The sequence below is a fragment of the Micromonospora noduli genome (assembly GCF_003264475.1).
Lineage (GTDB): Bacteria > Actinomycetota > Actinomycetes > Mycobacteriales > Micromonosporaceae > Micromonospora > Micromonospora noduli.
The window spans coordinates 252,291-266,250 of sequence record NZ_PYAC01000042.1; the positions used below are offsets into that span (position 1 = coordinate 252,291).

Consider the following 13,960-nt stretch of genomic DNA (forward strand, 5'->3'; position numbering starts at 1 on the left):
GGGTAGACTCGGGCACTCGGCGGCTCCCCTGCGCGTCATCCGGCCCGCCACTCCCCTGACCGACCGACTTGACGAGGCACGATGAGCATCAGCACCCCGGGTGGCCCTGAGCGCCGCCCGACCGTGGTCAGCACCGGCAAGAAGCCGGCCGCGGGCCGGCCGGCGTCCGGCGCCAAGGCCGGTTCCGGCAAGCCGACGGGCTCCCCCCGGGCCGGGGGCAAGGGCCCGCGCAAGCCGGTCACCCCGGTCAAGGTGAGCCAGGGCCGCGCGTGGGGGCCGATCGCGCTCTTCGTCGCGGTTGGCGTGCTCGCGGCCGGCATCATCGGTTACGGCGCCTGGGCGTCGTTCCAGGGCTCCAAGCCGTGGGACAAGCGGGCCAACGCCATCGACGGCATCGCCAACATCCGCAAGTCCGACCCGGACAGCCTGAAGTACGAGTCGCACAAGTCGGGCCCTCTGACCTGGAACTACTCGCCGCCGGTGGGCGGGGTGCACAACGCCGCCTGGCAGAACTGCATGGGCGACGTGTACGACGCCCCCATCGCCAACGAGCACGCGGTGCACAGCCTGGAGCACGGCGCGGTGTGGATCACCTACCGCCCGGACCTGCCCAAGGACCAGGTCGACAAGCTCGCCAGCAAGGTGCGCGGCGTCGAGAAGACGCTGATGAGCCCGTACGAGGGCCTGGACAAGCCGATCTCACTTCAGGCCTGGGGCTACCAGCTCAAGGTCGACAACGCTGACGACTCGCGGATCGACGAGTTCATCAAGGACCTGCGGGTGAACGCCTCCGTCGAGGGCCCGACGGCGCTCTGCAACACCGGCATCACCGCCACCGGCACCACGCCGCGTGAACTCCAGCAGCAGCCCACCCAGTAAGGACGGCAATGACCGCTCCGGCAACCACCGACAGCGAGTACGACGAGATCCCGGCCGCCCCGGACGAGGGCGGCCGGGCCCCGGCGTCGCGCTACGGCGTGCTGGCGCTCGCCATCATGCTGGTGGTGGGGCTCCTCCTCGGGTACGCGGGCGGTCTGCTCACCCCACGGATCACCCGACCCGGTGACGCCTCGGTCGAGGCGGGCTTCGCCCGGGACATGACGACCCACCACGCGCAGGCGGTGGAGATGAGCCTGATCGCGTACCGGTCGGCCACCCTCCCCGAGGTGCGGCAGATCGCCGTCGACATCGCCACCGGGCAGCAGGGCGAGATCGGCGCGATGCAGACCTGGCTGCGCGAATGGGGCCTCAGCCCGACCGGGTCCAAGCCGCCGATGTCGTGGATGTCCGACGGGGCCACCGTCAAGGACGGTCTGATGCCGGGCATGGCCACGCCGCAACAGATGACCGCCCTGCGCAACGCTCAGGGCATCGAGGTCGACCGGCAGTTCCTGACCCTGATGTACGACCACCACCTGGGCGGCATCCACATGATCGACGCGGCGCTCGGCGCGACCGACAACGCCGAGGTGCTGCGGGTGGCGAACACCATGAAGGCCACCCAGCAGACCGAGTTGAACAACCTCCGGCAGCTCCAGGCGCAGGCCAAGGGCTGACCGACCGGACGGCGCACCCGGCCCGCGTCCCCGCTGCTCCGTGGCGGTGACGCGGGCCGCACCGTGCCGACACAACGCACCACGCCGCTCGACCTGCGCCGCCCGCCACCGACGCGAGCCCTCGCCCCCGCCGGGGCCCCAGCGCAAGCCCCGGCCTTGATCGACTCGGCTTTCAGGAAACCGGGCGGTCGACGCCATCGGGACACCCCGGTTTCCAAGAACCCGAGTCGATCAAGGCGGCCACCCGTCGTGTATGACCTGAACACCCCTCTCGTCCCTTGTGGGCGTTTTGCGTGGCACAGGCGATTACGTTGCTTAGAGAGTTTTCTCCCCACATATCGTGACCAGTTGCGATTCGGGCTCGTTGCCCAAGACGTGGGGGTTGCACTCAGAGACGCACGGCGCTCGGTCACCAGTTGGTGCCGACGCCACACCATCGGTGGTGACGGGGCGGTGGCAGCCGTCCGTCGCGGACAGCGGCAGGGCGAGCCGGGAATGCTCAGCCGCGAACAGGAACTCGAGTTGATCGACACGCTGCGGGGCGTCCATCCCGACGAGTTCGGCCTGGACGAGGAGCTGTGGACGCGGCAGAGCCTCACCACGCTCATCCAGCGGCGCTTCGAGCTGCCACTGGACACCGGCGCGGTCGGGGCGTACCTGCGGGCCTGGGGGTTGGGTCCGCGGGAGCCGCGCGAGCGGGCCTGCGGGCTCTGCGTCAGCGCGGTCGAGCGTTGGGTCCGCAGCGAGTACCCGGGGATCACCCGGGCCGCCCAGGAGCACCTCGCGGAGGTCTACTGGATCGGCCGGGTCCGGCTGCGCGGCACGATGCCGGCCGCCGACGTGATCTCCGCTGTCTCGTCCCGCGGTCGGGTGCGCTTCATGATCACTACGCCGACGGTGGACCCGCCGCTCCCCCGCGACTTCGTGCTGCGGCTCAGTGGCGAGGAGCAGCGCACCGTCCACCTGATCGTGGACGGCTCCTGGCCGCGCAACGAGTGGCCGCGCCGGCTCCCTCGGCGAATCGTCCTGCACCCGCTGCCCAGCTGCGGGCGGGTGGTAGCCGCCTGAGCACCGGGTGGGCCGGTCCGACACGATCGGCTCACCCGATACCGATTCGGCGTACGCAGGGGAGGTTTGCTAGTCTTCTCCAGTCGCTGAGCCCCCGTAGCTCAGGGGATAGAGCACCGCCCTCCGGAGGCGGGGGCGCAGGTTCGAATCCTGCCGGGGGCACACTTGCTAAAAAGTTCGACCAGCACCAGGGGCTCCTGACCAGAAATTCGGTCAGGGGCCTTCATCGTGTTGGTGGAACATCCGCCAGAATGTCGATCATGCTGTTTCTCGGTCTGCTCCTCGCCGCGCTGGCTGGGGCGGTCATCGCGACCGTCCTCACCGTCCGTGGCTTCCGCGCGATGCTCAGGAACAGCGAACGATCGGGTCGCGTGCGCACCGCCGCGCTGCTCGTCGGCGCGGGTGCCGTCGCCCTGTACGCCTGGGGTCTGCTCCACCTCGGCTACGCGGTGATGCAGGCCGAGGACGGTGGCGCCGGATCCGCCCCGGTCGGACCCTGTCGCCAGGCCGGACCACAGGTGGCGAGCCGGGTCGTCGATTACGACATCAGCTTCCTACCGCTCCACTTCGAGTGCCGCCTCAGCGGTGGCGGCACGTACGTCACCTCGTCCGTGCCCGGATACGTCAACCCGGGCACGGCCGGCCTCGGTCTGGTCGCCGCCACCTGCGGAGTCCTCGCCACCACGACGGCTCGGCGCGCCCGACAAGCGGTGACGTGAGCGCGGCCGGAGGCGGCCGGTCAGGTGCCGACGTACGCCGCCAGGTGCTCGCCGGTGAGGGTGGAGCGGGCGGCGACGAGGTCCGCAGGTGTGCCCTCGAAGACGATCCGGCCACCGTCGTGGCCGGCGCCGGGACCGATATCGATGATCCAGTCGGCGTGCGCCATGACCGCCTGGTGGTGTTCGATGACGATCACTGACTTGCCGGCGTCGACCAGGCGGTCGAGCAGGCCGAGCAGTTGCTCGACGTCGGCCAGGTGCAGGCCGGTGGTCGGCTCGTCGAGGACGTAGACGCCGCCCTTCTCAGCCATGTGAGTGGCCAGCTTGAGCCGTTGCCGCTCCCCGCCGGAGAGAGTCGTGAGCGGCTGCCCCAGGCTCAGGTAACCGAGCCCGACGTCGGCGAGCCGGTCGAGGATGGCGTGCGCTGCCGGCGTACGCGCCTCGCCGGCGCCGAAGAACTTCTCGGCCTCCGTCACCGACATCGCAAGCACCTCGCTGATGTCGCGACCGCCGAAGCGGTATTCCAGCACTGATGCCTGGAACCGCTTGCCCTCGCAGTCCTCGCAGGGTGCGGCGACGCCCGCCATCATCCCCAGGTCGGTGTAGATGACGCCAGCGCCGTTGCAGCTCGGGCAGGCACCCTCGGAGTTGGCGCTGAACAACGCCGGCTTCACCCCGTTGGCCTTCGCGAACGCCTTACGGATCGGGTCGAGCAACCCGGTGTACGTGGCCGGGTTGCTGCGCCGTGAACCGCGGATCGCACCCTGGTCGATCGAAACGACGCCCGCGCCGGCTGGAATCGAGGAGTGCACGAGCGAACTCTTGCCGGAGCCGGCGACGCCGGTCACGACGACGAGCACCCCGAGGGGTACGTCGACGTTCACGTCCTGGAGGTTGTTGGCCGTGGCGCCCCGGATCTCCAGCTTGCCGGTGGGCGTCCGCACCGTCTCCTTGAGAGCCGCCCGGTCGTCGAGGTGGCGACCGGTGATGGTGCCGCTGGCCCGCAGACCTTCCACGGTGCCCTCGTAGCAGACGGTCCCGCCCTCCGTGCCCGCGCCGGGCCCGAGGTCGACGACGTGGTCGGCGATGGCGATGGCCTCCGGCTTGTGCTCCACGACCAACACGGTGTTGCCCTTGTCGCGCAGCTGGAGCAACAGCTCGTTCATCCGTTGGATGTCGTGCGGGTGCAGCCCGATCGTCGGCTCGTCGAAGACGTAGGTGACGTCGGTGAGCGAGGAGCCGAGGTGGCGGATCATCTTGGTGCGCTGCGCCTCACCGCCGGAGAGGGTGCCCGACGGTCGATCGAGCGACAGGTAGCCCAGCCCGATCTCCTCGAACGAGTCGAGGAGGTGTTGCAGGCCGGCCAGCAACGGGGTCACCGACGGCTCTTCGATCCCGCGCACCCAGGCGGCCAGGTCGCTGATCTGCATCGCGCACGCGTCGGCGATGTTCTTGCCCTTGATCTTCGACGACCGGGCCTCCTTGCTGAGCCGGGTGCCGGCACACTCGGGGCAGGTAGTGAAGGTCACCGCGCGCTCCACGAAGGCGCGGATGTGCGGCTGCAACGCGTCGATGTCCTTGGCGAGGAAGGACTTCTGGATCGACGGGATCAGGCCCGCGTACGTCAGGTTGATCCCGTCGATTTTGATCTTGGTGGGCTCCCGGTGGAGCAGGTCTTGCAGTTCCCGCTTGTTGAACTTGGCGATCGGCTTGTCCGGGTCGAAGTAGCCGCAGCCCCGGAAGATCCGGCCGTACCAGCCCTCCATGCTGTAACCCGGGATGGTGATCGCGCCCTCGTTGAGCGAGAGGTTGTCGTCGTAGAGCGCCGACAGGTCGATGTCGGTCACCGCACCCATGCCCTCGCACCGCGGGCACATGCCGCCGAGACGGTTGAAGGTCGCCTTTTCGGTCTTCGTCTTGCCGGCGCCGCGATCGACGGTGATCGCCCCGGTCGCCTTCACCGAGGGAACATTGAAGGAGTACGCGTTGGGCGAGCCGATGTGCGGCTGCCCGAGCCGGCTGAACAGGATGCGCAGCATCGCGTTGGCGTCGGTGGCGGTGCCGACGGTGGAGCGGGAGTTGGCACCCATCCGCTCCTGGTCCACGATGATCGCCGTGGTCAGGCCATCCAGCAGGTCGACCTCCGGCCGCGCCAACGTCGGCATGAAGCCCTGCACGAAGGCGCTGTAGGTCTCGTTGATCATCCGCTGCGACTCGGCCGCGATGGTGCCGAACACCAGCGAACTCTTGCCGGAGCCGGAGACACCAGTGAACACCGTCAGTCGCCGCTTCGGGATCTCGACGCTGACGTCCTTGAGGTTGTTCACCCGCGCGCCCTGCACCCGGATCAGGTCGTGGCTGTCGGCGACGTGCGGCGCGGACGGCTGGCTGGCCGTGCTCATCGTGACTCCATCTGTCGGTCGCGCAGGACTCAGCGCACTTCCTGGATGCGGACCATGTTGCCCGACGGGTCCCGGAAGGCGCAGTCGCGCACGCCGTACGGCTGCTCGGTCGGCTCCTGGACGACCTCGGCGTCGCTGGCCTCCAGCTTGGCGAAGGTGGCGTCGAGGTCGGTGGTGGCGAGGTTGACGCCGAAGTAGCTGCCCTTGGCCATCAGCTCAAGGATGGTCTGCCGCTCGTCGTCGGTGATGCCCGGATTGGCGGCCGGCGGGTGCAGGACGATGGCCGTGCTGGGCTGGCCGGGCGGCCCCACCGTGATCCACCGCATCCCCTCGTACCCGACGTCGAGGCGGACCTCGAAGCCGAGGATGTCGCGGTAGAAGACCATCGAGGCCTCCGGATCGGTGTGCGGAAGAAAACTCGAGTGAATGGTGATGTCCATGCTGGTCACGCTAGTTGCGGCTCGGTGGCCCGCGCTTCTCGATTCCTGACCGGTCTGGTCACCTGCTTCGCCACGCACGACGGTATCCCTGCCGTCGCCTGCGCCGCCTGCCGCCGGTAGACGCTGGGCGGCACGCCGACCAGCTCGGTGAAGCGGGTGCTGAAGGTGCCCAACGACGAACAACCGACCGCGAAACAGACGTCGGTGACGCTCAGGTCGCCACGGCGCAACAGGGCCATCGCCCGCTCGATCCGTCGGGTCATCAGGTAGCTGTACGGAGATTCGCCATAGGCGAGGCGGAACTCGCGGCTGAGGTGCCCGGCCGACATGTGCGCGCCACGGGCGAGCGCCTCGACGTCCAACGGCTTCGCGTACTCCCGGTCGATCCGGTCGCGGACCCGGCGCAGCCGCGCCAGGTCGGCCAGTCGCTGGGTCGCGTCGGCTTTGCTGCTCACCTGCGAAATCGTGCCACAACCCACCGACAATCGGCCGCCCGCCGGGCGCGAGCGGGGTCGATCCGGGGCCGAGCACGGGCCGAGCCGGGGGCCGACGCGCCGGTCAGCCGGCCTCGCGGCGGGCGCGGGCCCGGCGCTTCCCCTCATGCATGGCCTGCACCCTGGCCACTGGGATGGTCCGGCCCTCGGCAACCAGGTCGGCGGGGAGCGACTGCGGGGCCGGCATCAGCGCGGCCCACGGGTCGCCGTCGGCGAGCAGTGCGGGCGCGGTCCGGATGGTGAAGTCGGCGGGGGTCACCTCGGTCAGGTCGGCCCAGTCGACGGGGAACGAGACCGGCATCCCCGGGCGCAGGCGAGGGCTGTACGCGGCTGCCACTGTCGCCCCGCCCGCCCGGGTGGCGTCCACGAAGACCCGGCCACCCCGGTCCTCCTTGATGTACGCCGTGGTGGCCAGCGCCGGGTCGAGCCGCTCGGCGCGGACGGCGAGCGCCCGGGTGGCGGCGGCCAACTCCTCGGCCGTCGGTTCGTCCGTCACCGGCACGAAGACGTGCACACCCTTGGCGCCGCTGGTCTTGACGGCACCGGCCAGGCCGGCATCGGCGAGCGCCTGACGGACCAGCAGGGCGGCGGCGACCGCCGCGCGGAACCCGTCGCCGTCCGGCGGGTCCAGGTCGAGGACCAGGTGGGTCGGGCGGTGCAGATCCGCCACGGTGGCCAGCGTCGGGTGGTACTCCACCGCCCGCTGGTTGGCGAACCAGAGCAGGGTGCGGCGGTCGTCGCAGAGGGCGTACGAGATCTCCCGATGCGACGCCTCCGCCCAGACCGGCGCCCGGCCGACCCAGTCCGGGGTGTAGCGGGGCAGGTTCTTCTGCATGAACGGCGGCTGGCCGGGGCGGACCCTGATCACCGAGAGCGGTCGGCCCCGCAGCTGCGGGAGGAGCCGGTCCCGGACCGCGTCGAGGTAGTCCACCAGGTCACGCTTTGTCGCGTCATCGCGGTCGGACAACGGCTGGTCCAGGTTGGTCAGGGCCACGCCGTCCCGGGTCTCGTCAGCCTCGCTCACCCGACCACCCTCCCGGCCTGAGTGCCGTCGGTCAACCGGACGTGCCGATCGGTTCCGGCGGGCCGGGTACCAGGCAACCTGCTCAGCGCCACCAGCAACCGCCGGCCATCCCGAAGACCAGCATCGCCGGGAACACGTCGACGAGGTAGGCGCCGTCGGTGGGCAGCCAGCAAGAAACGCCTTGCTCTGCCATTTCCATTTGTGATCATGTGCCCAATGAGATTCTTTCCCGCTACTGCGGACTCCACCGCCCTGGACCGTGCCGCCGCGTACCCGGCCGACGGTCCCATCACCGCCCTGACCGCTGAGAAGATCCGCGAGGAGCTCGGTGCCAACCAGTTCCGCCCGGAATGGGTCTGGCTTGCCGAGGACGAGAACGGGTACATCCTTGCCCGTGCACTCTGGTGGGGTCGTGCCGACAGCGAGCGCCCCATAGCGCTCGATTGCCTCCAGGTCCGTTCCACCGTTGGCGATCCGGTCGCCGTCGCCACCAGGCTCCTTGACGCCGCGCATGCCGCCTTCGGCGCGCGGCCGCTGTACAACATCTCCCTCCCAACGGACTGGAGCAGCCGACCGGAACTGAGCGAGGCAGTGGCCTGGCGTCGCGAGGCGGGCCTGCGCACCGGGCTGAGCCGGGAGATTCAGCGCCTGCGCTACGAGTGGACTCCGGCGGCGGGACTGCCCGGGGCCGGCGGTCGGCTGACGTTCCGCGAGGGCAGCGACGAGGAGTTCCTGGAGGCCTTCGTCCGGGTGTCGGGCGACAGCCTCGACGAGGCCACCCGTGACGAGCTGCGCAGAAAGAGCGCCAGGCAGCTGGCCGAGGAGGACATGAAGTTCTACCTCGACTGCCCGGGTGAGCGCTCCTGGTGGAGGCTTGCGGAGCTGCCCGACGGCACTCTCGCTGGCCTGGCCGTCCCGTCAGCGACCCCGTACAACCGCAACGTCGGGTATCTCGGTGTCGTACCCGAGCAGCGCGGCAAGGGACTGATCGACGAGATCCTCGCCGAGATCACCCGCTTCCACGCGACCGAACGCGCCGAGCGCATCACCGCGACCACGGACACTACGAACATCCCGATGGCCGCCGCCTTCGACCGCGCCAACTACGAGGTGACGGAGATCCGTATGGTTCTGGAGGCTTCGGGGGCCGAATGACGTGCCGACGGGAACGGCGTTCCACCACCACGAGCCGCAATTCGTCATTAGCCCCGTCAGCGGCAGGACAAGGCATGACGCCGCCGGTGTCGTCCCCCTGCCTGGGTCGTCCCAGGCGGTAGCCGAGGCGTTGCTGAACGTGTTCAACTCGCGGCGACGCCGTCGGTCAACCGGACGCGGCGCTCGGGTACGGATCGGTTTCGGCGCCCACCGTGGCCGGCCCCGACGGATCAGTGTCCGGCCCGGGGTGGACTGGGCGTCGGGGCAGTGCCGTCACGGCGACAAGTGACGCGGTGACCACCAGACCGGCGGCCACGGCGAACGCGGTCCGGTATCCGCCGGCGAGCGCGGCGGTCTCGGCCCAGCCGGCGGCCCGCAGCCCGTCGCTGCGGGTGGCGGCCAGGGTGGCCAGCGCGGCCAGGCCGACCGCTCCGCCGACCTGTTGGGTGGTGTTGGCCAGGCCGGAGGCGAGCCCGGCGTCGGTGTCGGTCGCGCCGGCCATGGCGACTGTGGTGACCGCCGGCAGGGTCAGGCCGCCGGCCACCCCGAAGATCAACATCGCGGGGAGTACGTCCGCGACGTAGGCGCCGTCGGCGGGCAGCCGGGCGAGCAGGAGGAAACCGACGGTCGCCAGGCCGAGCCCGACCAGCAGAACCATCCGGGCACCGAAGCGGGCGATCAGCCGACCGGCCAGGCCGAGCGAGACCACGGCGATCACGACCGGGGTGGGCAGGAAGGCCCAGCCGGTCGCGGCGGCGTCCAGCCCCAGCACCAGTTGCAGCTCCACGGCGAGCAGGAACTGGAACCCGAAGTACGCGCAGACCATGAGGAACTGGACGGCGTTCGCCGCCACCAGGCCCGGGACGCGCAGCACCCGGGACGGCACCAGCGGGGCCGCCGCCACGCGTTGGCGCAGCGCGAACCCGCCGAGCAGCAGCGCCGCGAGGGCCACCGCGCCGAGCGTCCGAGGGCTGGTCCAGCCGTGCTCTCCCGTTCCGACGATGCCCAACACGGCGGCCATCAGACCGGCGGTGGCGAGAAGCGCGCCGGGCAGGTCCAGGCCGGCGCGCAGGCCGACCCCTCGTTCGGCCGGGAGCCGGCGGACGGCAGCGATGAGGATGGCCGCCCCGATCGGCACGTTGACCAGGAAGATCGTCCGCCACCCGGCGGCCTGGGTGAGCACCCCTCCGGCGACCGTGCCGACCGACGCACCGGCCGCGCCGGTGAAGCTGAAGACGGCGATGGCGCGGGCCCGCTCGGCCGCTTCGGGGTAGAGCCGGACGATCATGCCGAGGCTGACCGCCATGGCCAACGCGCCGCCGACGCCCTGCCCGAACCGTGCGCCCACCAGCAGGGCCGGCCCGGTGGCGACCGCGCAGGCCAGCGAGGCCACTGTGAACAGCGCGACGCCGGCCAGGAAGACCCTGCGCCGGCCCAGCAGGTCACCGAGCCGGCCGGCGAGCAGCAGCAGCCCGCCGAACGCGACCAGGTAGGCGTTCACCACCCAGGCCAGGCCGGCGGCGCTGAAGCCCAGGTCGCGTTGGATGGCGGGCAGCGCCACCGCGACGACGGTGCCATCCAGGATGATCATCAGGCTGCCGGCGCAGAGCACCAGCAACGCCGGCCAACGGGATGGGACGACACGCTCCACGAGACCCTCCTTGGTGCACGGTTTGTTACCGAGGTCATCGTCTGTGACCATGAACCGGAGCGGAAGGAGGCACTTTGATGTCCCAGAGGAACAGCGATGTGTCCGCGCTGGTCGAGGCCGAGCTGACCTGCGCGGCCGAGAACGTGCCGTTCACCCCGGGTCAGGCCCGGGCGTGCACCGTCCGCGAGGTGCTCGACCGGGTCGGCGGCAAGTGGAGCATTGGCATCCTGGTCGCCGCCTCGCACGGGCCGGTGCGCTTCACCGAGCTGGAGCGGCACATCGAGGGCATCAGCCGCCGGATGCTCACGCTGACGCTGCGCAACCTGGAACGGGACGGCCTGCTGCACCGCACGGTCTACCCGACCGTTCCGCCCAAGGTCGAGTACACCGCCACCCCGATGGCGCTGGAGCTATACGAGTCGCTGGTCGCGCTGACCAGCTGGGCCGAGCGGCACCGCCGGGCCATCGCCGAGGCGCGGACCAGGTACGACGCCCAGCACGCGGGATAAACCGACCAGTGGTGTGGTGAACGCCACCGCTTCCATCTGACCGATCGGTCAGGGTCTGACCGATCGGTCAGGCATGCTGGTCTGCGGGAGGTGGACCGGCCATGGTCAGAGCGGTGTCCGACACGCACGGTGAGATTCTCGCCGCGGCGGCTCGGCAGTTCACGGTGACCGGCTACCGGGGCACCTCTCTGCAGGACATCGCCCGTGAGGTCGGCTGTTCCAAGGCGACAGTGCTCTACCACTTCGCCAACAAGGAAGCCCTGCTCGCCGAGCTGATGGCCCCCGCGATCGAGGTGCTCCGCAGCCTCGACGAGCAGCTCACCGGCCTGACCGGAGCGGCCGCCCAGGAGGTCGCCGCACAGGGCTTCGTCGACCTCGCAGTCCGGTTCCGGCAGGAGATCGCGGTACTGCGCGGCGAGTTCCCGGAGCTGCTGTGCCAGCCGGCCTTCGCGCACATCCAGGAGATCTCCGACCGGCTGCGCGACGCGTTGGCCGGGCACTCCGACCGGCCGGGCGCCCGGATCGCCGCGCTGGTGCTGCTCGCCGGCATCTCCGAGGCGTGCGGCGAGTTCGCCGACATCACCGACGACGAACTGCGCCTCGCCCTGCTCACCCTCGTCCGACGGGCCGTCGAACCCGTCGACGCACTCCCGCCCCAACAACCCACGACCGAGGACAAGGACTCCTGATGGCCACCCTGCTCTACCGGCTCGGCCGGGGCGCGTTGCGCCGGCGACGGCTCGTCGTCGCGCTCTGGCTCGTCGTACTCGTCGTCGCCGGCCTGGCCGCGGCGACCCTGCGCGGCCCGACGGCGAGCAACTTCACCATGCCCGGCACCGAGAGCCAGCGCGCCCTCGACCTGCTGGCCAACCAGTTCCCCGCGGCCAGCGGCGCCACCGGCACCATCGCGGTAAAGGCGCCCGCCGACGGCCAACTGGCCACCCCGCAGGGTCAGGCAGTGGTGCAGGAGCTCGTCCAGGAGGCCTCGACACTGCCCGGCGTGGTCGGCGCGGTCAACCCGCTCCAGGTCGGCGCGGTCTCACCCAACGGCCGGTACGCGCTGGTCCAGGTTCAGTTCGCCACCGGCGGCGACGAGGTGACCGACGAGCAGCGCACCGCGTACGAGGAGGTCGGCGCCTCCGCCGAGGCGAAGGGTTGGCAGGTCGCCCCGGGCGGCGAGGTGCTGGGTGGTGAGCCGGAGATCGGCTCGACCGAGGCGCTCGGCGTGCTGGTCGCCGCGATCGTCCTGATCATCACGTTCGGTTCCCTGGTCGCCGCCGGCATGACGATGCTCAACGCGCTGATCGGCGTGGGCGTCGGCATGGCCGGTCTGTTCGCGCTGAGCGGTGTCGTCGAGTTGACCAGCACCGCGCCGATCCTGGCGCTGATGCTCGGCCTCGCCGTCGGCATCGACTACTCGTTGTTCATCACCTCCCGGCACCGACAGAACCTGCTCGAAGGCCTGTCTCCGGAGGAGGCGGTCGGCCGGGCCGTGGGCACCGCCGGCTCCGCTGTCGTCTTCGCGGGCGCCACAGTGGTCATCGCCCTCGCCGGCCTGGCCGTGGTGAACATTCCGTTCCTCACCGTGATGGGTCTCGCCGCCGCCGGTACGGTCACCATCGCCGTGCTCGTGGCGATCACCCTCCAGCCCGCACTGCTCGGCTTCGCCGGCAACCGGGTGCTCCCGCGCCGGCTGCGCTCCACTGTCGCCTCCGCCGCGCCGGGTGAGCCGGTGGGCGAAGAGACGCTGCCGGTCGAGGACCGCTCCGGGTTCGGCTTCCGCTGGGCGCGGTTCGTCACCCGCTTCCGGGTGCCGGTCATCCTGGTCTCGCTGCTCGGCCTGGGGCTGCTCGCGCTGCCCACGCCGGACATGCGGCTGGCCCTGCCGGACGCCAGCACGGCGACCGTGGGCTCCCCGGCCCGGGTGGCGAGCGACCTCACCACCGAGGGCTTCGGTCCCGGCTTCACCGGCCGGCTCGCGGTGGTCGTGGCGGGCGACGACGCGCAGGCGACCGCAGCCGCGGTGCCGCAGGTGACCGCGATGATCCAGCGCACCGAGAACGTCCTCGCGGTGGCGCCACCGCAGCTGAGTCCCGACGGTCGGACCGCTCTGCTCGGCGTGGTGCCGAAGACCGGCCCGACCGACGAGGCCACCGAGACCCTGGTGCACGACGTCCGCGACGCGGTCGGCGGGGTCAAGGGCGCCGAGGTGCTGCTCACCGGCGCCACGGCGATCGGAATCGACGTCTCGGAGAAGCTCTCCGACGCGCTGCCGATCTACCTGCTGCTGGTCGTCGGGCTCTCGGTACTGCTGCTGATGCTGGTGTTCCGCTCGCTGCTGGTGCCGCTCAAGGCGGCGCTGGGCTTCCTGCTCACCGTGGCCGCCACGTTCGGCATCACGGTGGCGATCTTCCAGCAGGGCCACCTCGCCGACCTGGTCGGCCTGGACAGCCCGGCCCCGCTGGTCAGCTTCCTGCCCATCCTGCTGATCGGCATCCTGTTCGGCCTGGCCATGGACTACGAGGTGTTCCTGGTCTCCCGGATGCGGGAGGACTTCGTGCACGGCGAGACCGCCCGTGAGGCCACGATCAGCGGCATGGGCCACGGTGCCCGGGTGGTCACCGCCGCCGCGCTGATCATGATGTCCGTCTTCGGCGGCTTCGTGTTCCTCGACGACCCGATCATCAAGTCGATGGGCTTCGCGCTCGCCATCGGCGTGGCAATCGACGCGTTCGTGGTCCGGATGACCATCGTCCCGGCGGTGATGTCCCTGCTCGGCGACCGTGCCTGGTGGCTCCCCCGCTGGCTCAACCGCGCCCTGCCCAACGTGGACATCGAGGGCGAGGGCCTGCGCGAACACCTGGAGGACCGGACCCCCACGAGGGTCTGACCCACCCGAAGGTGGAGGTGTGGTGCCCGGTGGGCACCACACCTCCACTGCG

At 70.7% G+C, this 13,960-nt stretch carries 13 protein-coding genes and 1 tRNA gene; 9 read left to right on the forward strand and 5 right to left on the reverse strand.

Annotation, left to right across the window (positions count from 1 at the left end):
- Window positions 1–81: 81 nt before the first annotated feature.
- The 5 genes from MED15_RS30125 to MED15_RS30150 all read left to right on the forward strand — a co-directional run bounded on the left by MED15_RS30125 (window position 82) and on the right by MED15_RS30150 (window position 3,343).
- Window positions 82–879, forward strand: coding sequence for a DUF3105 domain-containing protein (locus tag MED15_RS30125; protein ID WP_112583607.1), 798 nt, complete (start codon window positions 82–84; stop codon window positions 877–879).
- Between the two features lie 8 nt (window positions 880–887).
- Complete coding sequence (locus tag MED15_RS30130; RefSeq protein WP_112583608.1) at window positions 888–1,556, forward strand: DUF305 domain-containing protein; 669 nt, start codon at window positions 888–890, stop codon at window positions 1,554–1,556.
- Between the two features lie 375 nt (window positions 1,557–1,931).
- Complete coding sequence (locus MED15_RS30140) at window positions 1,932–2,624, forward strand: winged helix-turn-helix domain-containing protein (protein ID WP_112583609.1); 693 nt, start codon at window positions 1,932–1,934, stop codon at window positions 2,622–2,624.
- Between the two features lie 90 nt (window positions 2,625–2,714).
- Window positions 2,715–2,786 (forward strand) — tRNA-Arg (locus tag MED15_RS30145).
- Window positions 2,787–2,884: 98 nt separating this feature from the next.
- The gene (locus MED15_RS30150) at window positions 2,885–3,343 is read left to right on the forward strand and encodes a hypothetical protein (protein ID WP_146754483.1); all 459 of its coding nucleotides are present in this window, start codon (window positions 2,885–2,887) and stop codon (window positions 3,341–3,343) included.
- Window positions 3,344–3,363: 20 nt separating this feature from the next.
- Here MED15_RS30150 and MED15_RS30155 read toward each other — a convergent pair whose 3' ends face one another.
- From MED15_RS30155 to MED15_RS30170, 4 genes are all read right to left on the reverse strand, one after another.
- Window positions 3,364–5,745, reverse strand: coding sequence for an ATP-binding cassette domain-containing protein (locus MED15_RS30155; RefSeq protein WP_112583612.1), 2,382 nt, complete (start codon window positions 5,743–5,745; stop codon window positions 3,364–3,366).
- Window positions 5,746–5,774: 29 nt separating this feature from the next.
- The gene (locus MED15_RS30160) at window positions 5,775–6,185 is read right to left on the reverse strand and encodes a VOC family protein (RefSeq protein WP_208646750.1); all 411 of its coding nucleotides are present in this window, start codon (window positions 6,183–6,185) and stop codon (window positions 5,775–5,777) included.
- A 5-nt stretch (window positions 6,186–6,190) separates the two neighbouring features.
- Window positions 6,191–6,640, reverse strand: a complete 450-nt coding sequence (locus MED15_RS30165) for a helix-turn-helix transcriptional regulator (protein ID WP_112583614.1) — start codon at window positions 6,638–6,640, stop codon at window positions 6,191–6,193.
- Between the two features lie 103 nt (window positions 6,641–6,743).
- Window positions 6,744–7,703 (reverse strand): DNA polymerase domain-containing protein, encoded by a 960-nt coding sequence (locus MED15_RS30170; protein WP_112583615.1) that lies wholly within the window; start codon window positions 7,701–7,703, stop codon window positions 6,744–6,746.
- 216 nt (window positions 7,704–7,919) lie between these two features.
- On the opposite strand from MED15_RS30170, the gene MED15_RS30175 reads away from it, so the two are divergent.
- Complete coding sequence (locus MED15_RS30175; RefSeq protein ID WP_112737563.1) at window positions 7,920–8,858, forward strand: GNAT family N-acetyltransferase; 939 nt, start codon at window positions 7,920–7,922, stop codon at window positions 8,856–8,858.
- A 166-nt stretch (window positions 8,859–9,024) separates the two neighbouring features.
- Here the strand turns inward: MED15_RS30175 and MED15_RS30180 are convergent, their stop codons facing one another.
- Window positions 9,025–10,509 (reverse strand): MFS transporter, encoded by a 1,485-nt coding sequence (locus MED15_RS30180; protein ID WP_225855117.1) that lies wholly within the window; start codon window positions 10,507–10,509, stop codon window positions 9,025–9,027.
- A gap of 74 nt (window positions 10,510–10,583) precedes the next feature.
- Between MED15_RS30180 and MED15_RS30185 the strand changes: the two genes are divergently transcribed.
- The 3 genes from MED15_RS30185 to MED15_RS30195 all read left to right on the forward strand — a co-directional run bounded on the left by MED15_RS30185 (window position 10,584) and on the right by MED15_RS30195 (window position 13,908).
- Window positions 10,584–11,018, forward strand: a complete 435-nt coding sequence (locus MED15_RS30185) for a winged helix-turn-helix transcriptional regulator (RefSeq protein WP_225855116.1) — start codon at window positions 10,584–10,586, stop codon at window positions 11,016–11,018.
- A gap of 101 nt (window positions 11,019–11,119) precedes the next feature.
- Complete coding sequence (locus MED15_RS30190; protein ID WP_112583618.1) at window positions 11,120–11,707, forward strand: TetR/AcrR family transcriptional regulator; 588 nt, start codon at window positions 11,120–11,122, stop codon at window positions 11,705–11,707.
- Window positions 11,707–13,908, forward strand: a complete 2,202-nt coding sequence (locus tag MED15_RS30195; protein ID WP_112583619.1) for an MMPL family transporter — start codon at window positions 11,707–11,709, stop codon at window positions 13,906–13,908. The genes MED15_RS30190 and MED15_RS30195 overlap by 1 nt, the downstream gene beginning before the upstream one ends.
- Window positions 13,909–13,960 lie beyond the last annotated feature (52 nt).

What these genes read in the sequence shown, in the direction of transcription:
- MED15_RS30160 (WP_208646750.1), bottom strand. Translation starts at nt 6,185, where the DNA reads ATGGACATCACCATTCACTCGAGTTTTCTTCCGCACACCGATCCGGAG.
- MED15_RS30130 (WP_112583608.1), top strand. Translation starts at nt 888, where the DNA reads ATGACCGCTCCGGCAACCACCGACAGCGAGTACGACGAGATCCCGGCC.
- MED15_RS30175 (WP_112737563.1), top strand. Translation starts at nt 7,920, where the DNA reads ATGAGATTCTTTCCCGCTACTGCGGACTCCACCGCCCTGGACCGTGCC.
- MED15_RS30125 (WP_112583607.1), top strand. Translation starts at nt 82, where the DNA reads ATGAGCATCAGCACCCCGGGTGGCCCTGAGCGCCGCCCGACCGTGGTC.
- MED15_RS30155 (WP_112583612.1), bottom strand. Translation starts at nt 5,745, where the DNA reads ATGAGCACGGCCAGCCAGCCGTCCGCGCCGCACGTCGCCGACAGCCAC.
- MED15_RS30190 (WP_112583618.1), top strand. Translation starts at nt 11,120, where the DNA reads ATGGTCAGAGCGGTGTCCGACACGCACGGTGAGATTCTCGCCGCGGCG.
- MED15_RS30195 (WP_112583619.1), top strand. Translation starts at nt 11,707, where the DNA reads ATGGCCACCCTGCTCTACCGGCTCGGCCGGGGCGCGTTGCGCCGGCGA.
- MED15_RS30150 (WP_146754483.1), top strand. Translation starts at nt 2,885, where the DNA reads ATGCTGTTTCTCGGTCTGCTCCTCGCCGCGCTGGCTGGGGCGGTCATC.